General features: G+C 70.7%; 21 protein-coding genes. 11 read left to right on the forward strand and 10 right to left on the reverse strand.

All coding sequences use genetic code 11. The features are described 5' to 3' along the window. Positions 1-137 precede the first annotated feature (137 nt). Positions 138-2,258, reverse strand: a complete 2,121-nt coding sequence (gene glgX / locus ACZ7LT_RS12180; RefSeq protein WP_471235925.1) for a glycogen debranching protein GlgX — start codon at positions 2,256-2,258, stop codon at positions 138-140. Positions 2,259-2,385: 127 nt separating this feature from the next. Here glgX and ACZ7LT_RS12185 point away from each other — a divergent pair, with 127 nt between their 5' ends. From ACZ7LT_RS12185 to ACZ7LT_RS12200, 4 genes are all read left to right on the forward strand, one after another. After that, the gene (locus tag ACZ7LT_RS12185; RefSeq protein WP_471235926.1) at positions 2,386-3,219 is read left to right on the forward strand and encodes a Tat pathway signal sequence domain protein; all 834 of its coding nucleotides are present in this window, start codon (positions 2,386-2,388) and stop codon (positions 3,217-3,219) included. Between the two features lie 122 nt (positions 3,220-3,341). Then, positions 3,342-4,664 carry a copper amine oxidase gene (locus tag ACZ7LT_RS12190; protein ID WP_471235927.1) on the forward strand — a complete coding sequence of 441 codons (1,323 nt, stop codon included), beginning with the start codon at positions 3,342-3,344 and terminating at the stop codon, positions 4,662-4,664. 101 nt (positions 4,665-4,765) lie between these two features. Beyond that, positions 4,766-6,016, forward strand: coding sequence for an SAV2148 family HEPN domain-containing protein (locus ACZ7LT_RS12195; RefSeq protein ID WP_471235928.1), 1,251 nt, complete (start codon positions 4,766-4,768; stop codon positions 6,014-6,016). A gap of 90 nt (positions 6,017-6,106) precedes the next feature. Then, a complete protein-coding gene (locus tag ACZ7LT_RS12200; protein WP_471235929.1) occupies positions 6,107-6,829 on the forward strand; it encodes an exonuclease domain-containing protein in 723 nt (240 codons plus the stop codon). Between the two features lie 25 nt (positions 6,830-6,854). Here ACZ7LT_RS12200 and ACZ7LT_RS12205 read toward each other — a convergent pair whose 3' ends face one another. Next, positions 6,855-7,685 carry an alpha/beta fold hydrolase gene (locus ACZ7LT_RS12205; RefSeq protein ID WP_471235930.1) on the reverse strand — a complete coding sequence of 277 codons (831 nt, stop codon included), beginning with the start codon at positions 7,683-7,685 and terminating at the stop codon, positions 6,855-6,857. A 63-nt stretch (positions 7,686-7,748) separates the two neighbouring features. Further along, a complete protein-coding gene (locus ACZ7LT_RS12210; protein WP_471235931.1) occupies positions 7,749-8,600 on the reverse strand; it encodes a phosphotransferase enzyme family protein in 852 nt (283 codons plus the stop codon). A 134-nt stretch (positions 8,601-8,734) separates the two neighbouring features. Between ACZ7LT_RS12210 and ACZ7LT_RS12215 the strand changes: the two genes are divergently transcribed. From ACZ7LT_RS12215 to ACZ7LT_RS12245, 7 genes are all read left to right on the forward strand, one after another. Next, on the forward strand, positions 8,735-9,661 hold the full coding sequence (locus ACZ7LT_RS12215) for a carbohydrate ABC transporter permease (protein WP_471235932.1): 927 nt from the start codon (positions 8,735-8,737) through the stop codon (positions 9,659-9,661). Continuing rightward, positions 9,658-10,500 (forward strand): carbohydrate ABC transporter permease, encoded by an 843-nt coding sequence (locus ACZ7LT_RS12220; protein ID WP_471235933.1) that lies wholly within the window; start codon positions 9,658-9,660, stop codon positions 10,498-10,500. Before ACZ7LT_RS12215 ends, ACZ7LT_RS12220 begins: the two co-directional genes overlap by 4 nt. Continuing rightward, a complete protein-coding gene (locus ACZ7LT_RS12225) occupies positions 10,500-11,795 on the forward strand; it encodes an ABC transporter substrate-binding protein (protein ID WP_471235934.1) in 1,296 nt (431 codons plus the stop codon). The genes ACZ7LT_RS12220 and ACZ7LT_RS12225 overlap by 1 nt, the downstream gene beginning before the upstream one ends. 37 nt (positions 11,796-11,832) lie before the next feature. Next, on the forward strand, positions 11,833-13,041 hold the full coding sequence (gene mgt / locus ACZ7LT_RS12230) for a macrolide-inactivating glycosyltransferase (RefSeq protein ID WP_471235935.1): 1,209 nt from the start codon (positions 11,833-11,835) through the stop codon (positions 13,039-13,041). A gap of 202 nt (positions 13,042-13,243) precedes the next feature. Continuing rightward, positions 13,244-14,449, forward strand: coding sequence for a S8 family peptidase (locus ACZ7LT_RS12235; protein WP_471235936.1), 1,206 nt, complete (start codon positions 13,244-13,246; stop codon positions 14,447-14,449). A gap of 70 nt (positions 14,450-14,519) precedes the next feature. After that, positions 14,520-15,083 (forward strand): DUF1697 domain-containing protein, encoded by a 564-nt coding sequence (locus ACZ7LT_RS12240; RefSeq protein ID WP_471235937.1) that lies wholly within the window; start codon positions 14,520-14,522, stop codon positions 15,081-15,083. Between the two features lie 54 nt (positions 15,084-15,137). Beyond that, on the forward strand, positions 15,138-15,758 hold the full coding sequence (locus tag ACZ7LT_RS12245; RefSeq protein ID WP_471235938.1) for a mycothiol-dependent nitroreductase Rv2466c family protein: 621 nt from the start codon (positions 15,138-15,140) through the stop codon (positions 15,756-15,758). Between the two features lie 19 nt (positions 15,759-15,777). On the opposite strand, the gene ACZ7LT_RS12250 is transcribed toward ACZ7LT_RS12245, so the two are convergent. The 7 genes from ACZ7LT_RS12250 to cysC all read right to left on the reverse strand — a co-directional run bounded on the left by ACZ7LT_RS12250 (position 15,778) and on the right by cysC (position 22,374). Beyond that, positions 15,778-16,512 carry a sirohydrochlorin chelatase gene (locus ACZ7LT_RS12250; protein ID WP_471235939.1) on the reverse strand — a complete coding sequence of 245 codons (735 nt, stop codon included), beginning with the start codon at positions 16,510-16,512 and terminating at the stop codon, positions 15,778-15,780. Between the two features lie 10 nt (positions 16,513-16,522). Next, positions 16,523-17,413 carry an ABC transporter permease gene (locus tag ACZ7LT_RS12255; RefSeq protein WP_471235940.1) on the reverse strand — a complete coding sequence of 297 codons (891 nt, stop codon included), beginning with the start codon at positions 17,411-17,413 and terminating at the stop codon, positions 16,523-16,525. Continuing rightward, positions 17,400-18,188: an ABC transporter ATP-binding protein gene (locus ACZ7LT_RS12260; protein ID WP_471235941.1), complete on the reverse strand. Its 789-nt coding sequence runs from the start codon at positions 18,186-18,188 to the stop codon at positions 17,400-17,402. Before ACZ7LT_RS12260 ends, ACZ7LT_RS12255 begins: the two co-directional genes overlap by 14 nt. A 36-nt stretch (positions 18,189-18,224) precedes the next feature. Continuing rightward, positions 18,225-19,331 (reverse strand): aliphatic sulfonate ABC transporter substrate-binding protein, encoded by a 1,107-nt coding sequence (locus ACZ7LT_RS12265; protein WP_471235942.1) that lies wholly within the window; start codon positions 19,329-19,331, stop codon positions 18,225-18,227. Positions 19,332-19,529: 198 nt separating this feature from the next. Continuing rightward, positions 19,530-20,876 carry a sulfate adenylyltransferase subunit 1 gene (locus ACZ7LT_RS12270; RefSeq protein ID WP_471235943.1) on the reverse strand — a complete coding sequence of 449 codons (1,347 nt, stop codon included), beginning with the start codon at positions 20,874-20,876 and terminating at the stop codon, positions 19,530-19,532. After that, on the reverse strand, positions 20,876-21,811 hold the full coding sequence (cysD, locus tag ACZ7LT_RS12275; RefSeq protein ID WP_471235944.1) for a sulfate adenylyltransferase subunit CysD: 936 nt from the start codon (positions 21,809-21,811) through the stop codon (positions 20,876-20,878). Before cysD ends, ACZ7LT_RS12270 begins: the two co-directional genes overlap by 1 nt. Beyond that, on the reverse strand, positions 21,808-22,374 hold the full coding sequence (gene cysC / locus ACZ7LT_RS12280; protein ID WP_471235945.1) for an adenylyl-sulfate kinase: 567 nt from the start codon (positions 22,372-22,374) through the stop codon (positions 21,808-21,810). The genes cysD and cysC overlap by 4 nt, the downstream gene beginning before the upstream one ends. Positions 22,375-22,380 lie beyond the last annotated feature (6 nt).

The following is a 22,380-nucleotide window of genomic DNA, read 5'->3' on the forward strand; positions in this document are numbered from 1 at the left end:
CGCCGCCTACGCGCCCCATCTGATCACCGTCTCCGGCCTCACCGAGAAGGCCGCCCCCCACCACCCGACTGGCCGAAGCGGCAGCGCCGGTCGCCCGCGGGCCGGGTGCCCTGACGGCGCCCGGCCCGCGGGCGTCCTCAGGCGGGCCGGCGCAGCACCGCCAGGCTGCGGCCAAGGAGCGGCAGCCGCTCCCCGGCGGAGATCTTCGGCGCCTCGTACTCCGCGGCGACCTCCGCCTTCGCGGTGTCCACCAGCACTTGCCAGTTGTCCCCGTGGTCGACCGGCACCATGAATTCCCGGGGCTCCGCGCTGGCGTTGACCATCAGCAGGAACGAGTCGTCGCCGATGCGCTCCCCGCGAGGTCCCGGCTCGGAGATCGCGTCGCCGTTGAGGAACACCGTCAGCGCCCGGGCCTGCGCCGCCTGCCAGTCCCGGGCCGTCATCTCCACCCCCTCCGGGGTGAACCAGGCGATGTCGGTGAGCTCGTCATGGGTGCCCTCCACCGGCCGGCCGTGGAAGAAGCGGCGCCGCCGGAAGACCGGATGGTCGCGGCGCAGCCCCACCATCGCGCGCGTGAAGGCGAGCAGCGTCCCGTCCGTCTCCGTGCCCGGCTCGGGCCAGCGCACCCAGGAGACTTCGTTGTCCTGGCAGTAGGCGTTGTTGTTGCCGCCCTGGGTGCGGGCGAACTCGTCGCCGTGGCTGAGCATCGGCACACCCTGCGAGAGCATCAGCGTGGCGATGAAGTTGCGCATCTGGCGGGCGCGCAGCTCCCGCACGGCCGGATCGTCCGTCTCGCCCTCGGCGCCGCAGTTCCAGGAGCGGTTGTGGCTCTCACCGTCGCGGTTGCCCTCGCCGTTGGCTTCGTTGTGCTTGCCGTTGTAGGCCACCAGGTCGTGCAAGGTGAAACCGTCATGGCACGTCACGAAGTTCACCGAGGCCAGCGGGCGCCGCCCGTCGTCCTGGTACAGGTCCGACGAGCCGGTCAGCCGGGACGCGAACTCCGCGAGCGTCCGCGGCTCGCCGCGCCACAGGTCCCGTACGGTGTCACGGTACTTTCCGTTCCACTCGGTCCACAGCGGCGGGAAGTTCCCCACCTGGTAGCCGCCCTCGCCCACGTCCCAGGGCTCGGCGATCAGCTTGACCTGACTGACCACCGGATCCTGCTGCACCAGGTCGAAGAAGGACGACAGCCGGTCCACCTCGTGGAACTGCCGCGCCAGCGTCGCCGCCAGATCGAAGCGGAAGCCGTCGACGTGCATCTCGGTCACCCAGTACCGCAGCGAATCCATGATCAGCTGGAGCACGTGCGGGGACCGCATGAGCAGGGAGTTCCCGGTGCCGGTGGTGTCGGTGTAGTAGCGCCGGTCGGCGGAGAGTCGGTAGTAGGACGGGTTGTCCAGGCCCCGGAAGGAGAGCGTGGGGCCCAGGTGGTTGCCCTCGGCGGTGTGGTTGTACACCACGTCGAGGATCACCTCGATGCCCGCCTGGTGCAGGGCCCGCACGGCCGACTTGAACTCCAGCACCTGCTGGCCCCGGTCGCCCCAGGAGGCGTAGGCGTTGTGCGGGGCGAAGAAACCGATGGTGTTGTAACCCCAGTAGTTGCTGAGCCCCGCGTCGGAGAGCCGGTGGTCGTTGACGAACTGATGGACCGGCATCAACTCCAGTGCCGTGACGCCCAGTTCCCGCAGATGCCCGATGACCGACGGATGTGCGAGACCCGCGTACGTACCGCGCAGCTCGTCCGGCAGCCCCGGATGGAGCATCGTCAGCCCCTTCACATGGGCCTCGTAGATCACTGTGCGGTGGTAGTCGGTGCGCGGCGGACGGTCGTCGCCCCAGTCGAAGTACGGATTGACGACCACGGACGTCATCGTGTGCGGCGCCGAGTCGAGGTCGTTGCGGGAGTCCGGCCGCCCGAAGTGGTAGCCGTACACCGCCTCGCCCCACTCCACGGCCCCGGCGATCGCACGCGCGTACGGATCGAGGAGCAGCTTCGCCGAGTTGCACCGCAGCCCGCGCTCCGGCGCGTACGGGCCGTGGACCCGGAAGCCGTAGCGCTGGCCCGGCATCACGCCCGGCAGATACGCATGTCGTACGAAGGCGTCCGTCTCGCGAAGCTCCACCGCCGTCTCCGAGCCGTCGTCATGGAGCAGACACAGCTCGATCCGGTCGGCGGCCTCCGAGAAGACCGCGAAGTTGGTACCGGCGCCGTCGTACGTGGCACCGAGGGGATACGCCTGTCCCGGCCAGACCTGCATAGATAAGACTCTTCCACTTCTGATCCGGGTGTTGGGGTGTACTTCGGCCAGATCCTGCCCGAAAGAGGGGCAACCTCCTAGGACTTCGGTCCGTCCTACCGGGTGACCGACACAAGAGGGGGGAAATGTGCGCAATCTAGTGCGCCGCCATCTGGGGAAAGTGGTGGCGGGTACGGCCCTGGCGGTCACGGGGACGGCCGTCATGGTCGGCATCACCCTGCCGGGGACCGCGGGGGCGGACGACACCGGCGGGCGGACGGCCGGAGCGGCCGACGCAGCCACCGACGGCGCTGGGCAGGGCGGCGGGGAGGACCAGGACGGCGCCGGCCCGCCTCCCGGACCGGCCGTCGTGGCCGCCGCGCCGGCCGAGGGGGAGCGCGGCGTGGGCAGCGACCCGCTCACCGAGACCGAGCTGAAACGGGCCCGGCAGCTGGCCCTGCCCCAGGCCGCGGCGGACTTCAGCGACGTCGAGGGCGCCCGGGGGCCGCAGCACCTCGCCACCAACCTCGCCGACCCCGTCCCCGGCGAGCCGGAGGCCACCGCGCCACGCCGCGCCGAGGTGCGCTCCTACGACTACCGGCACAACACCCTCATCACCAGCACCGTCAACCTCGACGCGGGGAAGGTCGAGAAGACCGGCACCCAGCGCGGCGTACAGCCCTCACCGCACCGGGCCGAGCTCCGCGAGGCGATCGAGCTGATCTTGAAGAGCCCGCTCGGCAAGGGGCTGAAAGACGACTACAAGGACGCCACCGGCAAGGAGCTCACCTCACCCGATCAGCTCTGGTTCAACGGCGACGTCTACCGCACCTACCGCGAGGAGAACGTGCCGCCGGCGCTGACGAAGTGCGGCGAGCACCGCTGCGTACGGCTGGCCTCCAAGGTCCTCAACGGCTCGTGGATCGACACCCGCGACCTCGTGGTGAACCTGAGCACCCGCACCGTCACCGACGTCGGCTGAGCCGCGCCGCCTGCGCCGCCGCCTCCTCCTCATCCCTTCCGTTCATCCCTTCCGTCACTTCTTCCACCCGCGCGTCGCAGCACGCCCCGCGGGCACGTCCGTACGAGGGAGCTCGTTCTTCCATGCGCTTCTCCACCCACCTCAGAGCAGCCTCGCGGCTGCGCGGGACCGGCGCCGTGCTGGCCGCCGCCGCCCTCCTCGCCACCGCCACCGCCGCCGCGGGCCCGGTCTCCCCGGCCGCGGCCGAGCTGGTCGCCGCGCCCGCCCCCGCCCGCCCCGACTGCAGCGCCGCCCACCGCATCGAGCAGACCCTCGACGGCGGCACCACCTGGCGCATGTGCTGGCGCTACGACACCGACGCCGGACTTGTCCTGGACAAGGTCTCCTACCAGCCCAAGAGCGCCGCCACCCCGATCCGCGTCCTCACCAGCGCCAAACTGGCCCAGATCCACGTCCCGTACGACGACGGGAGGCACGAGTTCGACGACCTGACCGGCGCCGGATTCGGCATGGGTCTGCAGAACCTCAAGCCGGCCGAATGCCCCGGCGGCACCATCACGCCCGTCCGTGTCGCCGACCTCGGCACCGTCAAGGGCCTGTGCACCACCACGCGCGCGCGTGGCCACGCCTACCGCATGGCCAACGACCAGATGACCAAGGTCTGGCAGTCCCAGGGCAAGGACTTGCTCGTCTACACCGTCAACAAGGTGGCCTGGTACGAGTACATCACCGAGTGGCGCTTCTCCTCCGACGGCACCATCGCGGCCAACGTCGGCGCCACCGGCAGCCTTTCGCCGATGGACTACAACGCCACCGACGGACGCGGCTGGCCGATCGGAGCGGGCGCCCGCTCCTACGCCACCAGCCACGCCCACAACGTCTTCTGGCGGCTCCACTTCGGCCTCGACGGCTCACCCAAGGACCGGGTCGAGCAGGTCGACTCCACGGTCACCCGCCCCACCGGCAACGGCGGCCCCAAGGTGAAGACGGTCCGCACCCCGGTCACCAAGGAGCTCGCCGGGGACGCCAAGACCATGCGCTGGTGGCGGGTGGTGAGCCAGAACGGCAAGAACAAGGACGGCCACGCCCGCAGTTACGAGATCGTGCCCGGCCCCTCGGCCACGCACGACGGCCGCGGCTTCACCCGGCACGACGTCTACTTCACCCAGGCGCGCGCCTGCGAGCAGTTCGCCTCGAACAACATCCGCGACTGCGGGCGCGGCGCCCCCGACAGCGTCGACAAGTGGGTCAACGGCGAACCCCTCGTCAACCCCATCGCCTGGGTCAACATCGGGTTCCACCACATCGCCCGGGACGAGGACCAGCAGCCCATGCCGGTGCACTGGCAGGGCTTCCAGCTCGCCCCCAGGGACGTGACCGCTATGAATCCGCTCACTCCGCCCGCCCTCGCCGACCAGAACGGCCAGCCGGCTCAACCCCGTTGACGAAGCAGCCTGCGCATCGGGCTGCACCGCCCACTGCTCCCGGAGTACCCTTCCTTGATCGTTGCCAGACGGGGTGTCCAGGAGCAGAAGGCGGTGCGCGGGTGAGCTCGGGAGGGCTGGAGCTTCCTCCAGGTGACCCTGGTCACGAGGGGGACTCCGATGACCCCGCAGAAGTCCCGCCAGGAGCGGTCTCCCTCGCACGTCCGATGGAGATCGGGGCGGAGCTGGAGTGGGGCGCGGAGGCCTGGAGCGAGGTACGCACCCGCGCCCAGCGGGCCGGCCGCGCCTACATCTGGCTGAATCTGGTCGAACAGCGGCTGCGCGCCGTCGTGGCCGCCGTGCTCCGCCCGGTCTACGAACCGGTCCACGGCGACGACTGGGTGGTGGCCGCGGCCGGCCCGGCCGGCCAGGAGTGGGTGCAGCGGGCGGTCGCCGTCCGCGAGGTCTCGCGCCGCAAGGGCTATCTCCTCGACCCGGCCGACGACAACGTCCTCAGCTTCCTCACGCTGCCGCAGCTGCGCGAGCTGATGGTGCAGCACTGGCCCTGCTTCGAGCCGTACTTCGACGACCGGCGGGAGGTCGAACTGGCCCTGGACGAGCTGGAGGTCACCCGCAACGTCGTCTCCCGCAACCGGGCCCTCTCCCTGACCGTGCTCGCCCAGTCCGAGCGGGCCTCCGCCCGGCTCCTGGAGATCCTCGGCAGCGGCGCGGGCGTGCCGTCGGCCGACCGGCTGCCGGTCGACGCGGTCGAGGACCTCGTCGGCGACCGGTACGCGGACGTGGTCTCCGTCCACCCCGACCGGGTGCGCCTCCAGCGCCAGCTGCCCGCCGAGGACCTCTTCGGCGGCGCGCGCCGCCTCGACGCCACCGGCATAGGCCTGAACCTCCTCGTGCAGAACTTCTCCGGCCGGCGGCTGGTGCGCCTGGCCGAGTCGGGCTGCCGGATACGGCTGCTGTTCCTCAACCCGGCCAGCAGCGCCGTCAAACGGCGAGAGCGCGAACTCGGCCTGAAGAAAGGCGAGCTGAGCCGCTCGGTGGAGATGAACATCCTCCATATGCGCAGGGTCCGCTCCAAGCTGCGCGACCCGGGCGCGTTCCAGATCCATGTCTTCGACGAGACCCCCCGCTTCACCGCGTACCTCGTCGACGGGGACGGGCCGGACGGGGTCGCCGTCGTCCAGACCTATCTGCGCCGGGCCCGCGGCATGGAGGCGCCGGTGCTCGTGCTCCGCGGCGGCGGGCGCACGGTGGTCCGCTCCGGGCAGAGCGGCCAGGACGGCGAGAGCGGACTCTTCGAGACCTACCGGGAGGAGTTCGAGTCGGTGTGGCTGGATTCCCGTCCGGTGTCGTGAGCCACAGCCGGCGCGGGCTCCCGGCGGCGTTGTCAGTGGCGCGTGCGAGGGTGTGGATTCAACGGGGGAGCACCACGTAAGGAGGACCCGATGGCTTGGCATGGGCTGCCGCTGGCCGGCTTCGACCTGGAGACGACCGGCACCGATCCGCTTGAGGCGCGGATCGTGACCGCCTCGGTGATCGGTGTGCACGACGGGCTGCCGGCGCGGCAGCGGGACTGGCTGGCCGACCCGGGGATACGGATCCCGGCCCAGGCCTCGGCGATCCACGGGATCAGTACGGAGCGGGCGACGGCCGAGGGCCGGCCGGTGGCTGAGGTGGCCGACGAGATCGCGGACAGCCTGACGGGCTACTGGACGCAGGGCGTCCCGGTCGTGGCGTACAACGCGGCCTTCGATCTGACCCTGCTCTCGGCCGAGCTGCGGCGCCACGGACTGCCCTCGCTCAGCGAGCGGCTCGGCGGGGCGGGCATCGGCCCGGTCATCGATCCGTACACCATCGACCGGGCCGTCGACCGCTACCGCCGCGGCAAGCGGACCCTCGAAGCGGTCTGCGGGGAGTACGGCGTGGTCCTCGACGGCGCCCATGAAGCGGCGGCGGACGCGCTGGCGGCGGTGCGGGTGGCCCGGGCGATAGCCGAGCGGCATCCGTCGGTGGCCGCGCTGAGCCCGCGCCAGCTGCATGAACGCCAGATCGTCTGGTACGCCGAGTGGGCCGAGGACTTCCAGCGGTTCCTGCGCGGCAAGGGGAACGCCGACGCCGTGATCGACCCGTCCTGGCCGCTGCGGGAGCTGACCGCGGCCGTGCGCTGAGGCGGCACGGCCGGGGCCGGGCGGCTCAGTTGGCCGGGTGCTCCGCGAGGAAGTCCAGGAGCAGGGTGTTGACCCGCTCCGGGGCGTCCAGCTGGAGCCAGTGGCCGGCGTCCTCGACCCGCTCGTAGCGGAAGGTGCCGTCCACGTACTTGTCGGTGCCGGTCATCGACCGCTCGGTGAGGTAGCGGTCGCCGCTCGACCAGATGCCCAGGACGGGCCCGGGCAGCGAGGGCAGCGGCTGAGGCGGGCCGAACAGCACCTCCGGGGGCATACCCGCCCGGTACACCGACAGGGCCGCCGTCAGCGCGCCCGGCTCCCGCATCCGGCCGACGATCTCCTCCTTGTCGGGGTGGGCGCCGGGCATCTCGCGGAAGCGGGCGAAGTCGTCCCGCGCGAGCCACTCCTCGGCGAGGTCCTCGATCTGGAACAGCAGCATGTACCAGGACTGCTGGAGCTGTTCCCAGCCCGCGTCCCGCAGGCCGCCCAGATGGCCCACCGACAGGATGCTCAAGCTGGCCACCCGCGCCGGCGCGGCCATGGCGAGCTGCTGGACCATGCCCGAGCCCCAGTCGTGGCCGACCAGATGGGCGGTCTCGATCTCCAGCCGGTCGAGCAGCTCCATCAGGTCGGCCACGGACCGGGCCGGGGCGTACGCCTCCGTGCCCGCGGGCCGGCCGGAGGCGCCGAAGCCGCGCAGCGTGGGGGCGACGGTGCGGTAGCCGGCCGCGTTCAGCGCGGGCACCTGGTGGCGCCAGAGCTCATGGGTGTCGGGGAAGCCGTGCACCAGCAGGACGGCCGGACCCGAGCCGCTGTCCTGGATGTCCAGCGTCACGTCGGTCAGTTCGATACGCGTCACAACACTCCGATCACGCAAGGGAGTTATGTCCGGATCATGGCCGAAGTGGACTCCTTCATGATGTCAGAACGGGTACCAGCGGACCTCCGGGTCGCCGTCGCGCAGCGACGCCACCCGCCGCCGGAACTCCGCCAGCGCCTTGGGGTTGGCCGGGGCGTGCTGGGCCACCCACGCGCAGCTCGCGGTCTCCCGGGCGCCGCGCAGGACGGCGCAGCCGGACCACTCCCGTACGTCCCAGCCGTAGGCGGCGGTGAAGGCGTCGTAGGCGGCCGGGTCGAGGCCGTAGCGGTCCCGGGCGAGGGCGAGGACCACCAGATCGTGTTCGCGCAGATCGGCCGAGAAGGTCTCCAGGTCCACCAGGACCGGACCGTCGGGGCCGACATGCACGTTGCGCGGCAGGGCGTCGCCGTGGATCGGGCCGGGCGTCAGATGCGGGGTGAGCGCGGCGGCCGCGTCGGCGAATCCGTCGCGGCGCTCCCGCAGATAGTCGGCGTCGGCCGCGTCGACGGCGTCGCCCGCCAGGCGCAGCCAGCGCTCGACACCGTCGAGCAGCTCCCGGCGGGGCAGCTCGAACGCCGGGGCGGGCAGGGCGTGCACCCGGCGCAGCAGCGGCGCGAGGTCCCGGGGCTCGGTGGGGCGCACCGCGTCGGGCAGCCGGTGCCAGAGGGTGACGGGGTGGCCGTCCACCAGCCGGGGCGCGGCCTCGGCCGGCCGCACGGCGGGGACGTCCGCCTCGGCGAGCCAGGCGGCCACGGCCAGCTCCCGTTCGGCGCGGGGGAGAAGCTCGGCGCCGCGGCCGACCTTCATCACCAGATCGCCGGCGGCGAAGACGGCGTTCTCGCCGAGGGCCAGCAGGGTCCCGTCCGCGGGCAGCGCCGCGGCGGCCAGGATCTCCCGGGCGCGGGACTCGTCCATCTTCTCTCCCTCTGCGTGTGCGAATGCGTCAAATTTTCGCATCCACGCACGACGGGTTGACGAACCGACGGCCTGTCAGGACCATGACGGGGGCCGGTTGAACTTAATAAAAGGGCATATAAGGGGTCAATTCTGTGACTTTGGCGACCGCAACGAAGCGGTCCGGCGCCACCGCCGGTACACGACCGGAACGCCCCCGGGATCACAGCGCCTGGTTCCTGGTCCTGCCCGCGCTGATCCCGATCCTGGTCCTGAGCGTCGGCCCGCTGCTCTACGGCATCGCGCTGGCCTTCACCGACGCCCAGTCCGGCCGCACCCAGGCCACCGGGTGGATCGGCACCCTCAACTTCCAGGACCTGCTGCACGACACCCTCTTCTGGGACTCGTTCCGGATCGGCCTGCTCTGGGCGGTCGGCGTCACCGTCCCGCAGTTCCTGCTCGCCCTCGGCCTCGCCCTGCTGCTCAACCAGAATCTGCGGCTGCGCTGGCTGGCGCGGGCCCTCGCGATCGTTCCGTGGGCGATGCCGGAGGTCGTGGTCGGCATCATGTGGCGGCTCGTCTACAACCCCGACGCGGGCATCCTCAACGAGACCCTGAGCACCCTCGGCCTCGGCGACGGCCGGGACTGGCTGACGGGCCTGGCCACCGCGCTGCCCGCGGTGATCCTCGTCGGTGTTTGGGCCGGTATGCCGCAGACCACCGTCGCCCTGCTCGCCGGGCTCCAGAACACCCCGCACGAACTCCACGAGGCCGCCGCGCTCGACGGCGCGGGCGCCTGGCGGCGCTTTCGCACCGTGACCTGGCCCGCCCTGCGGCCGGTCGCCCTCGCCATCACCGCCCTGAACTTCATCTGGAACTTCAATTCCTTCGCCCTGGTCTACGTCCTCACCAGCGGCGGCCCCGGCGGCCGGACGCGGCTGCCCATGCTCTTCGCCTACGAAGAGGCCTTCCGTTACGGCCAGTTCGGCTACGCCGCCGCCATGGGCTGTGTGATGGTCGCCGTCATCTCCGTACTGCTCGCCGTGTATCTGGTGGGCCGCCTGAAGGGAGAGGACCGATGAGCGCGCTGCGCACCAGCCGGCCCGCGCGAGCCGGACAGTACCTCGCGCTCCTCGCCTATCTCGTCTTCCTCGCCTTCCCCTTCGCCTGGCTGATCTCCACCGCCTTCAAGCCCGCACGCGAACTCGCCTCCCTGCACCCCACCTGGATCCCCGAGAACCCCACCCTCGGCAACTTCCGGCAGGCCTTCGACGAACAACCGCTCCTCCAGGCCGCCGGGAACAGCCTGCTCGCCGCCCTCGGCGCGGCGCTGATCTGTGTCGTCCTCGCGACCCCCATGGCGTATGTGATCGCACGGCACCGGGGCAGACTCTCCACCGCCGCCACCGGCTGGGTTGTGGTCAGCCAGGCGTTCCCCTTCGTGCTGGTGATCATTCCGCTGTTCCTGATCCTCAAGAACCTCCACCTCATCAACAGCGTCATCGGCCTGGTCCTGGTCTACGTGGTCTGGTCGCTGCCGTTCGCGCTGTGGATGCTGGTCGGCTACGTACGGGCCGTGCCGGCCGAGCTGGAGGAGGCCGCCGCCGTCGACGGCGCCGGCCGGCTCCGTACGCTCGTCTCGGTCACCGCGCCGCTCCTCGCCCCCGGCATCGTCGCCACCGCGCTGTTCGCCTTCATCACCGCATGGAACGAGTTCTTCTTCGCGCTCGTCCTGCTCAAGACCCCGGAGAAGCAGACCTTGCCGGTCGTCCTGACGCACTTCCTCGGCGCGGAGGGCGTCGCCGACCTCGGCCCGCTTGCCGCGGCCGCGTTCCTCGCCACCCTTCCTTCGCTCGTCGTCTTCGCGGTCATCCAGAAGCGGATCACCGGCGGCATGCTGGCCGGGGCGGTGAAGTCCTGATGCGCGTACGGACGCTGACCGCCGCGATCGCCGCGCTCGCCCTGCTGCTCACCGGGTGCGGTGGCGACGAGCGCCCCTCCGACGGGACGATCAGACTCCGTTTCCAGTCCCTCGCCTGGCAGAAGGAGTCCATCGACGCCAACAAGGAGCTCGTGCGGGAGTGGAACGCCGCCCACCCCGACATCCAGGTGCAGTACGTCCAGGGCAGCTGGGACAGCGTCCACGACCAGCTGCTCACCTCCTTCGAGGGCGGCGAGGCACCCGACATCATCCATGACGCCTCCGACGACCTCGCCGACTTCGCCTACGGCGGCTACCTCGCGGATCTGCGCGGGCTGCTGCCCGAGCGGCTGCGCGCGGACATCCCCGAACAGAGCTGGCAGACCACCACCTTCGGCGAGGGGGTGTACGGCGTGCCGTTCCTCCAGGAGCCGCGGGTGATCATCGCCAACCGGAAGATCCTGGAGGCCTCCGGCGTTCGTATCCCGACCCCCGCCAAGCCCTGGACGTGGGAGGAGTTCCGCCAGGTCGGAAAGGACCTGACGGCCGCGATGGGCAAGGGGAAGCACGCCGTCGCCTGGCCTCTCAAGGAGCCCGTCTCGGTCTCCCTCAACCTCGGCCTCTCCGCGGGCGGGCGGCTCTTCCACCGGGGCGAGGACGGGAAGGTGACGATCCGCTTCACCGAAGCCGACGCCGTCGTCCCCGGCACCGTCCGCGACCAGATCAACACCGACGCCAGCGCCTCGCGCACCACGCTGGGCAGCGGCGGCTCCGACACCCTGCCCGGACTGTTCGGCGGTACGTACGCGATGGTGCCGCTCGGGTTCTCCTACCGGCAGCAGATCGCGCAGCAGGCACCCGAGGGCTTCGAGTGGATGGTCCTGCCCGCCCCGGCCGGCGCCGGCGGGCTCGCGCAGGGCGTCTCCCCGCAGACCCTCTCCATCGCCGAGGACAGCCCGTACAAGAAGGAGGCCGCGCGGTTCATCGACTTCCTGCTCCAGCCGCGGAACATGGTGCGTCTGGCGCAGGGGGACTGGATGCTGCCGACCGGGACGGCGGCGCTGCGCGACCCCGCGCTGCACACCGAGAAGGACGGCTGGGCGACCGGCGCCGCGCTCGCCCGGCATCTGCGGCCCGCGCCCGCACAGTCCGTACGCGGCTATCCGGAGTGGAAGGACAAGGTGGCCACCCCGGCCTTCCAGGAGTACTACAGCGGCGCGATCGACCTCGCCGAGCTGCGGGAGCGTCTGGTGGACGACGGCAACCGAGTCCTCGCCAGGTACCAGCGACATTAAACTGGACGAGACGTCTCGTCTCGAATAAAGTGGGCGCATGACCAGTCGTCACCGCGCCCATGTCGCCATGTTCTCCATCGCCGCCCACGGGCACGTGAACCCGAGCCTCGAAGTCATCCGGGAACTCGTCGCCCGTGGGCACCGCGTCAGCTACGCCATCCCCGCCTCCTTCGCCGAAAAGGTCGCCGCCACCGGCGCCGAACCGGTCGTATACAACTCCACGCTGCCGACCGACGACGATCCCGAGGCCTGGGGCACCGAACCGATCGACTACATCGAGCCGTTCCTGAACGACGCCGTCCAGGCGCTGCCGCAGCTGGCCGACGCCTTCGCCGGGGACGAGCCTGACCTCGTCCTCCATGACATCACCGCCTACCCGGCGCCCGTCCTCGCCCACCGCTGGGGCGTACCCGCCGTCTCCCTGTGGCCCAACCTGGTGCCCTGGGAGGGGTACGAGCAAGAGGTCGCCGAGCCGATGCTCGCCGGCCTCAAGGCCTCCGAGCGCGGCAAGGCGTACTACGCCCGCTTCGAGAACTGGCTCTCCGGCAACGGCCTCGACATCCACCCCGACCGATTCGTCGCCCGCCCCCGCCGGGCCGTCGTCCTCATCCCCAAGGCCCTCCAGCCGCACGCCGACCGGGTCGACGAATCCGTCTACAGCTTCGTCGGCGCCTGCCAGGGCGAGCGCGCCGAACAGGGGGACTGGCAGCGGCCCGTCGATGCCGAGAGGGTGCTGCTCGTCTCGCTCGGCTCGGCCATGACCAAGCAGCCCGAGTTCTACCGGGAGTGCCTCAAGGCGTTCGGTGATCTGCCCGGCTGGCATGTGGTGCTGCAGATCGGCAAGTTCGTCGATCCGGCCGAACTCGGCGAGATTCCGGCCAATGTCGAAGTGCACTCCTGGGTGCCGCAGCTCGCCGTCCTCCGGAAGGCCGACGCCTTCATCACCCACGCCGGGGCGGGCGGCAGCCAGGAGGGGCTGGCCACCGCCACCCCCATGGTCGCCGTGCCGCTCGCCACCGACCAGTTCGGCAACGCCGACATGCTCCAGGCCCTCGGCGTCGCCCGCCAACTGCCGCTTGTCGAGGCCACCGCCGAGGCGCTGCGCACGGCCGTACTGGAGCTCGTGGACGATCCGGAGGTGGCCCGGCGGCTCGACGGCATCCGGGAGCGGATGGCGGCCGAGGGCGGCACCCGGCGCGCCGCCGACCTCATCGAGGCGGAGCTCCCTCATGTCACGAAAGGCTGAGTGGTAGGGGGAGTTGGGGGAGAAGTCCGGCCTGGCCCCTCCAGGCCGGATTTGTTATTACGAAACCTTGTTGACTAAGTCACAGCTGTATGAAGGTCTTGATCTGAGCTCGTCAATCGGCAATGGTTTCGAAGCGGTCACGGAAGCACTGCCTCCGTGACCGAACCCCCCACACAACAAAATGCCGAGGAGACCCCTCTTCATGGCCATTCACAAGCGTGCGCGCAGGACCACCCGGCTCGTCGCGGCGATCACCGCCGTGGCCGCCGCCGGCGGACTGACCGTCCTGGGAACGTCCTTCGCCGGAGCCGCCCCCGCACCCGCGGAGGGCACCATCTACGGCGCCGACGCCGCGACCGCCATCGCGGGCAGCTACATCGTGCTGCTCGACGAGAACGCCGACAAGACGAAGCTGGCCAAGGAGTACGGCGGCACGCTCAGCCGCAGCTACAACTCCGCCGTCAACGGCTTCTCCGCCACCGGCCTTTCGGAGACCGAGGCCAAGCGCCTGGCCGCCGACCCGGCCGTGGCCAAGGTGGTCCAGAACAAGAAGTTCCACATCAACGAGGTCCAGGACAACCCGCCGTCGTGGGGTCTGGACCGGGTCGACCAGGCCGAGACCGCCGGGGACAAGAAGTACACGTACCCCGACGGCGGCGGCGAGGGCGTCACCGCGTACGTCATCGACACCGGAGTCAACACCAAGCACAAGGACTTCGGCGACCGGGCCACCTCCGGCTTCGACGCCATCGACAACGACAACGATGCCAGCGACGGCAACGGCCACGGCACCCATGTCGCCGGCACCATCGCGGGCACCGCCCACGGCGTCGCCAAGAAGGCGAAGATCGTCGCCGTCCGGGTCCTCGACGACAGCGGCTCCGGCACCACCGAGCAGGTCGTCGCCGGCATCGACTGGGTCACCAAGAACCACCAGGGCCCCTCCGTCGCCAACATGAGCCTCGGCGGCGGCGCCGACCCCGCCCTCGACGAGGCCGTCCGCAAGGCCATCGCCTCCGGTGTCACCTTCGGTGTCGCCGCCGGCAACGAGTCCTCCGACGCCGGCGAGGGCTCCCCCTCGCGGGTCGAGGAAGCCATCACCGTGGCCTCCTCCACCAAGGAGGACGAGCAGTCCAGCTTCTCCAACTTCGGCTCGGTCGTGGACCTCTACGCACCGGGTTCGGACATCACCTCGGCCTGGATCGGCGGCGACGACGCCACCAAGACCATCTCCGGTACGTCCATGGCGACCCCGCACGTCGTCGGCGCGGCCGCGCTCTACCTGGCGGCCCACCAGGACGCCACCCCGGAGCAGGTCGCCAAGGCGCTGGTCGACGGCTCCACCGACGGCGCCATCTCCAACCCGAGCGAGGGCACGGCCAACAAGCTGCTGAAGATCGTCGAGTAGCGGGCACCCCCTGAACGGCGGCCGCCGCGCCCTCCCCCACGGGGCGCGGCGGCCGTCCTATCGTGTGATCATGCCGATCACCTACGCCGCACTGCTCCGCGGAATCAACGTCAGCGGGCACCGGCGCGTCCCCATGCCCGAACTCCGCGCCGTCCTGCAGGAGCTGGGACACCGCGACGTCCGCACCCATCTGCAGAGCGGCAACGCCGTCTTCACCACCGAGGCCACCGCCGACGCGGCCGCCGAGAACGCGCTCGCCGCCGCCCTCGAGGACGCCATCGAGCGGCGCTTCGGCTTCCGGGTCGACTGCCTGGTCCGCAGCGGCGCCTATCTGCGCGCCGTCGCCGACGCCTGCCCCTTCCCCGCCGCGGAACTGGAGGGCAAGCAGCTCCATGTGACGTACTACTCCGCACCCGTCGAGCCCGACCGTTTCGCCGCGCTCGACCAGGAGGCCTTCCTCCCCGAGGAGTTCCGCCTCGGCGACCGCGCCCTCTACCTGTACGCGCCGAACGGTCTCGGCCGCTCCAAGCTCGCGGAGGCCCTGGCCCGTCCCGCCCGGGTCAAGGGCCTCGTCGCCACCACCCGTAACTGGAACACCGTCGCCAAGCTCGTGGAGATGACCGCCGATGACTGACAGTCTTTGGATCGGACCGCGAAACCAGGCCACCTCGCTGGCTAGGCTCATCTCATGACCACTGAGACGAAGAAGACCGCAGTCGACTTCTGGTTCGACCCCGCCTGCCCCTTCGCCTGGATCACCTCACGCTGGATGCTGGAGGTCGAGCAGCAGCGCGACATCGAGCTGCGTTTCCATGTGATGAGCCTGTACTTCCACAACCTCGGCAACGAACTGCCCGACTGGTACCGCACCCTCGTCGACAAGTCGATAGGCCCGGTCCGGGTCGCCGCCGCGGCCGCCGCACAGCACGGCCCGGAGATCCTGCGCGACCTCTACACCGCGTACGGCACCCGTATCCACGAGAAGAAGACCGAGGACTTCGACGCCGTCGTCACCGAAGCCCTCGCCGAGCTGGGGCTGCCGCCCGAGCTCGCCGCCGCCGCGCACGACCCCGCCTACGACGACGAGGTCCGCCGCAGCCACGACGCCGGAAAGGACCCGGCCGCCGAGGCGTACGTCGGCACGCCCACGATCCATGTGGACGGCACCGTCTGGTTCGGCCCGGTCCTGCGCAAGATTCCGCGCGGGGAGGAGGCGGCTCGGATCTTCGACAGCTTCCGTGTCCTCGCCGGCCACCCCGACTTCTTCGAGCTGAAGCGCACCCGCACCGACGGCCTCGACTTCAGCTGAGCCCGCCGAGGGACACGGATCAGGCGGCGAGCGCGCGCTTCACGGCGCGCGCCTCGTCGTACCGGGTCAGCAGCAGCCGCGCCAGCTCGGGCGCCGGGCCCAGCACATCGGCCAGCACGTCCGCCTCCCGGGCCCCGGCCACAATCCGGTCCGGCAGCCGGCCCGGCGCGATCACATACGGGGCCACCGCCACCCGCCGGACGCCGTCGGCGCGCAGCGCGCGTACGGCGTCCTCGGTCCGGGGCAGAGATGCGGAGGCGAACGCAGGCCGCACGGCGCACCAACCGGTGTGCCGCAGCTCCCGCGCCATGTGAGCGATCACTGCGATCGCCTCCGGGTCCGTGGAGCCCGCCGAGGCCAGGACGACCCCGGTCGCGCTCTTGTCGCCGGGCGCGAGCCCGGCCTCGTACAGCCGCCGTTCCACCGCCGAGACGAGCAGCGGTGACGGGCCCAGCACCGCCGCCTGGCGGATGCGCAGGGACGGCGGGGCCTGGCGCAGTACAGCGGGGATGTCGGCCTTCGCGTGGAAGGCGCGGGTCAGCAGCAGCGGCAGCGCCACCACGTCCCGGACGCCCTCCTGGGCCAGCCGCTCCAGCACCGCCGGTACCGAGGGCACGTTGAAGTCCAGGAAGGACGTCTCCACGCGCAGCCCCGGCCGCAGCGACCGCGCCCGGCGCACCAGCGCGTGGACGGTCGCGGCGTGCCGCGGGTCGCGGCTGCCGTGGGCGACGACGAGAAGAACGGGCCGGTTCACCGTACTCAGCTCAGCTCTTCACCAGCAGACCGCGGCCGCGCAGCACCGCACGCTCCAGCGGGCTGAAGATCAGCAGGTCGATGGCGATACCGACGATCAGGATCAGGATGATGGCGAGGAAGATCCCCGGCATGTCGATGTTGTTACGGCCGTTCTCCAGCAACTGGCCGAGGCCAAGCCCCAGTTCCGGAGAGGACGCGATGATCTCGGCGGCCATCAGGGAGCGCCAGGAGAACGCCCAGCCCTGCTTGAGCCCTGCGAGGTAGCCCGGCAGCGCGGCCGGCATCACGATGTGCCAGGCGCCCTTGAGGCCGCTCGCGCCGAGCGTCCGGCCCGCCCGCAGGAACAGCGGCGGGACCTGGTCGACACCGGCGACGAGACCGTTGGCGATCGACGGCACGGCGCCCAGCAGGATCACCGCGTACATCATCGAGTCGTTCAGACCGATCCACAGCACCGCCGGCGCCACCCACGCCACCGACGGCAGCGACTGGAGACCCGAGAGGATCGGACCAATCGCCGCCCGGACGAACTTCACCCGGGCGACCAGCAGTCCCAGCGGCGTACCGATGGCCAGCGCCATCAGGAAGCCGAGCAGGGCCCGCGAGACACTGGTCCACAGGACGTCGAAGAGCGTGCCCTCCAGCCACATCGTGGACAGGCTGTCCCACACAGCGGCCGGCGCCGGCAGCTTGAACTCGTCGGTGACCTTCGCCGTCACCAGCAGCTGCCACACCACCAGCACCAGCGCGACCGCCAGCACCGGCGGAAGCACCTTCTTCAGCAGCACCTCCCGCACCGGCGTACGGCGCACCTGCACCGCGTCCAGGGCGTCCAGGCCCGCCTCAAGGCCCGCCAGATCGTGGGCATCCGCCTTGGCGGTCGTCTCAGTGCTGGCCATGACGGCGGATCTCCCCACGCAGTTCTTCGGTGATCTCGACGGACAGCTCCGCCACGGCGGCGTCCTCGATACGGCGCGGCTGCGGGATGTCGATCGTCCACTCGCGGGCGATCCGCCCCGGCCGGGACGACAGCAGCACCACACGCTCGGCCAGCCGCACGGCCTCGCGCACGTTGTGGGTCACGAACAGCACGGACAGCTTCGTCTCCCGCCAGATACGGGTCAGCTCGTCGTGCAGGACATCGCGGGTGATGGCGTCCAGCGCCGCGAACGGCTCGTCCATCAGCAGCAGATCGCTGTCCTGGGCGAGCGCCCGGGCCAGCGCCACCCGCTGGCGCATACCGCCGGACAGCTCGTGCACCCGCTTGCGGTACGAACCGCCCAGGCGCACCAGCTCCAGGAGCCGCTCGGCCTCCGGCCGCCGCTCCGCCTTCGGCACGCCGCGCAGCCGCAGCGCGAGTTCGATGTTCTTGCCCGCGGTCAGCCACGGGAAGAGCGCGTGCTCCTGGAACATCAGGGCCGGCCGCCCGCCCGGGGTCTCGATGGACCCCGCGGACGGCCGGTCGAGCCCGGCGACCAGATTGAGCAGGGTGGACTTCCCGCACCCGGAAGCCCCAAGGAGGGTGACGAACTCGCCCGGGGCGACATCGAGCGAGATGTCGTCGAGCACGAGCTGCCGCCCGGCGGGTCCGCCGAACGACTTCGAGACATGCTCGATACGGGCCGCATGAGTCACCGCGATCCGGTCCTCGGCCTTGGCGAATGTCGTGGCCATGGTCGTCACCTCCTGGGAACTGGGCTGGCTACGCGGTTACTTGGCGCCGAGACCGGCGTCGGCGACCTCGGGCTTGCCCGCGGCCTTCAGGACCTTGTTGAGCGGCCGCAGGTCGTAGATGCCGGTCAGGTCGGGCTTCTTCAGCAGGCCGGCGCTGACCGCGTGGTCCGCCTGCGCCTGGAGCGTCGACGCCAGCGGGTCGTCGGTGAACTGGATCGACGGCCACGCCGGGTCGATGACCTTCGGGCCGAGCGGCTTCCCGGAGAGCGCCTTCAGCTTGGCGTTGGCCGACTCCTTCGCCTTGGCCGGGTTGGCGTTGATCCACTCATTGGTCTTCACCGAACCGCGGAGCACCGCCTCCACCACGTCCGGGTGCTCCTTGAGGAACGTCTGCGACACGATGATGTTCGTGATCACGAACTTCTTGCCGGGCCACAGCGACGCCTCGTCGAGCAGCACCTTCGCACCCTCGCTGACCAGCTTCGACGCGGTCGGCTCCGGCACCCACGCGCCGTCGAAGGAGCCGGACTTGTAGGCGTCCGGAGCGATCTTGTTGTCGGTGCGGACCACAGAGACGTCGCCCTTGCCGCTCTGGGCGTCGACCTTCCAGCCCTTCTCGGCGATCCAGTGCAGGAACGCCACGTCCTGGGTGTTTCCGTGCTGAGGGGTGGCGATCCTCTTGCCCTTGAGGTCGTCCACCGTCTTGATCTTCGCCGGGTTGACGACCAGCTTCACCCCGCCGGAGGCGGAGCCCCCGATGATCCGCAGGTTCTGGCCCTTGGACTTGGCGTAGCCGTTGATGGCCGGGGAGGGGCCGATGAAACCGATGTCGATCGAGCCGGCGTTGAGCGCCTCGATCGCGGACGGGCCGGCGTTGAAGGTCGACACCTTCAGCTCCGTACCGCCCAGCTCCTTCTGGAAGATGCCCTCCTGGTCACCGACCAGGGCGGTGCCGTGCGTCAGGTTCGGGAAGTACCCGAGCCGCACCTGCGGGGCGGAGAGCTTCGCGCCCTGGGCCGCCACCTTCTTCTCGTCGTTCTTGGCCTGGGAGCCGTAGCCGCAGGAGGCGAGTGCGCCGATCAGCAGCGGCAGCGCCGCGGCGGCGGCGAGGGAGCGGCGCAGGGTGGTACGGGTGGCAGGCACGGAGGTCTTCCCCTCGGTCAGGGTTGCATGAGTCTTCGTCTGTGTCGTGCGTGGAGCGGGTGGAGCGCGATGCGGGCGCACATCGGGTACGCGGAGGTCATCGGGCACATCGCGCGACACCTCCCGTGCCCGCGCCGAGCGTGCCGCTGCCGACGCGGCCGCCCTCCTTCGCGAAGGTTCCGTAGACGTCGACGTTCATCAGAAGTCCCAGCCGTCGTCGTCGGCGACCTCGGCCACGGCCTTGGCGGTGGCGAAGGACTCGCCGGCCATACCGGCCGCGAGCGTGGTGCCGTCGGCGGGGTCGATCAGCAGGAACGAGCCGGTGCGGCGGGAGTCCGCGTACGCGTCCAGCGCCAGCGGCTCGGCCGTACGCACCTTCACCCGTCCGATGTCGTTGGCGACGAGCTGCCCGGGCGCCGGGTGCTGGGAGAGGTCGTCCAGGGTGAGCCGGGACGGGATCTCCTTGACGATCGCCTTGACCGTACGGGTGGTGTGCTTGAGCAGCACCCGCTGGCCCACGGTGAGCGGCTGGTCGGCCACATGGCAGACCGTCGCCTCGACGTCCTGCGTGGTCGCCGGGGCGTCGGCGGCCGGGGCGATCAGGTCACCGCGCGAGATGTCGATGTCGTCGGCGAGCCGGATCGTCACCGACTGCGGGGCCCAGGCGATGTCCACGGACTCGCCGAGCGCGTCGATGGCGGTGATCGTGGTCGTACGCCCCGAGGGCAGTACGGCCACCTGCTCGCCGACCCGGAACGCGCCGGCCGCGATCTGGCCCGCGTAGCCGCGGTAGTCGGGGTGCTCGGCGGTCTGCGGACGGATCACGTACTGCACCGGGAAGCGCGCGTGGCAGGCCGTCAGGTCGTGGCTGACCGGCACGGTCTCCAGGTGCTCCAGGACCGTCGGGCCGCCGTACCAGTCCATGTGCGCGGACGGCTCGACCACATTGTCACCGGCGAGCGCCGAGATCGGGATCGCGGTGATCTCCGGGACGCCCAGCTCGGAGGCGTACGTCGTGAACTCCTCGGCGATCGCCGCGAAGACGGGCTCCGCGTAGTCGACGAGGTCCATCTTGTTCACGGCGAGGACCACGTGCGGGACGCGCAGCAGCGCGGCCACCGCGGCGTGCCGGCGGGTCTGCTCGACGACTCCGTTGCGGGCGTCGACCAGGACCACGGCCAGCTCGGCGGTGGAGGCGCCGGTGACCATGTTCCGGGTGTACTGCACATGCCCCGGCGTGTCCGCGAGGATGAACCGGCGGCGCGGCGTGGCGAAGTAGCGGTAGGCGACGTCGATCGTGATGCCCTGCTCACGCTCGGCCCGCAGGCCGTCGGTGAGCAGCGCCAGGTCGGGGGCCTCCTGGCCGCGGGAGCGCGAGGCGTGCTCCACGGCCTCCAGCTGGTCGGTGAGGACCGACTTGGAGTCGTGCAGCAGCCGGCCCACCAGGGTGGACTTGCCGTCGTCGACGGAGCCCGCGGTGGCGAAACGCAGCAGGGTGGTGGCCGCGAGCTGCTCGGACAGCTGCTCGGTGCTGGTGCTGCTCATTAGAAGTACCCTTCGCGCTTGCGGTCTTCCATCGCGGCCTCGGACATCTTGTCGTCGGCGCGGGTGGCGCCCCGCTCGGTGAGCCGGGACGCCGCGATCTCGGTGATGACCTGGTCGAGCGTGGTGGCGTCGGAGTCGACGGCGCCGGTGCAGGACATGTCGCCGACGGTGCGGTAGCGGATCAGCCGGGTCTGCACCGGCTCGTTCTCCTTCGGACCGCCCCACTCGCCGGCCGTCAGCCACATGCCGTTACGGGCGAACACCTCACGCTTGTGCGCGAAGTAGATCTCCGGCAGCTCGATGCCCTCACGGGCGATGTACTGCCACACGTCCAGCTCGGTCCAGTTGGACAGCGGGAAGACCCGCACATGCTCACCGGGCGCGTGACGGCCGTTGTAGAGCTGCCACAGCTCCGGCCGCTGCCGGCGCGGATCCCACTGCGAGAACTCGTCCCGCAGCGAGAACACCCGCTCCTTGGCCCGCGCCTTCTCCTCGTCCCGACGCCCGCCACCGAAGACGGCGTCGAAGCGGTGCTCCTGGATCGCCTCCGTCAGCGGCACGGTCTGCAGCGGATTACGCGTACCGTCCGGCCGCTCCCGCAGCTTCCCCGCGTCGATGTACTCCTGCACCGAGGCGACATGGAGGCGCAGCCCGTACTTCTCGACCGTGCGGTCTCTGTACTCGATGACCTCGGGGAAGTTGTGCCCCGTGTCGACGTGCAGCAGCGAGAAGGGGATCGCGGCCGGCGCGAACGCCTTGAGCGCGAGATGCAGCATGACGATGGAGTCCTTGCCGCCGGAGAAGAGGATCACCGGCCGCTCGAACTCGCCCGCGACCTCGCGGAAGATGTGCACCGCCTCGGACTCCAGGGAGTCGAGGTGGGTCAGCGCGAACGGGCTGTCCGTCGGCTCGTGCACGGTAACGGCCGTGGTCATGAGAGGCCCCTCTCTTCGAGCAGCGCGTGCAGCGCCGCCGCCGACTCCTGCACGGTCTGGTTCTGGGACTCGATCCGCAGATCCGGGTTCTTCGGCTCCTCGTACGGGTCGTCGACGCCGGTCAGACCGGAGATCTCGCCCGCCGCCTGCTTGGCGTACAGCCCCTTCACATCGCGTACGGAGCAGACGTCCAGCGGCGTGGCCACATGCACCTCGACGTACGGGGTGCCCTGCGTCCGGTGGCGCTCGCGCACCGCCTCGCGGCTGTCCTCGTACGGCGCGATCACCGGCACGAGGACCTTCACGCCGTTCGATGCGAGCAGCTCGGAGACGAAACCGATCCGCTGCACGTTGGTGTGCCGGTCCTCACGGCTGAAGCCGAGCCCCGCCGAGAGGAACTCCCGGATCTCGTCGCCGTCGAGGATCTCGACCTTGTGCCCGTCGCCGCGCAGCCGCCCCGCCAGTTCGTAGGCGATGGTCGTCTTGCCGGCGCTCGGCAGTCCGGTGAGCCAGATGGTGGCGCCGGTCACATGCGTCTCCTGAGGTTCCTGAGTGTCCGTCATCCGAGT

The sequence above is a fragment of the Streptomyces sp. NPDC039465 genome (assembly GCF_055639315.1).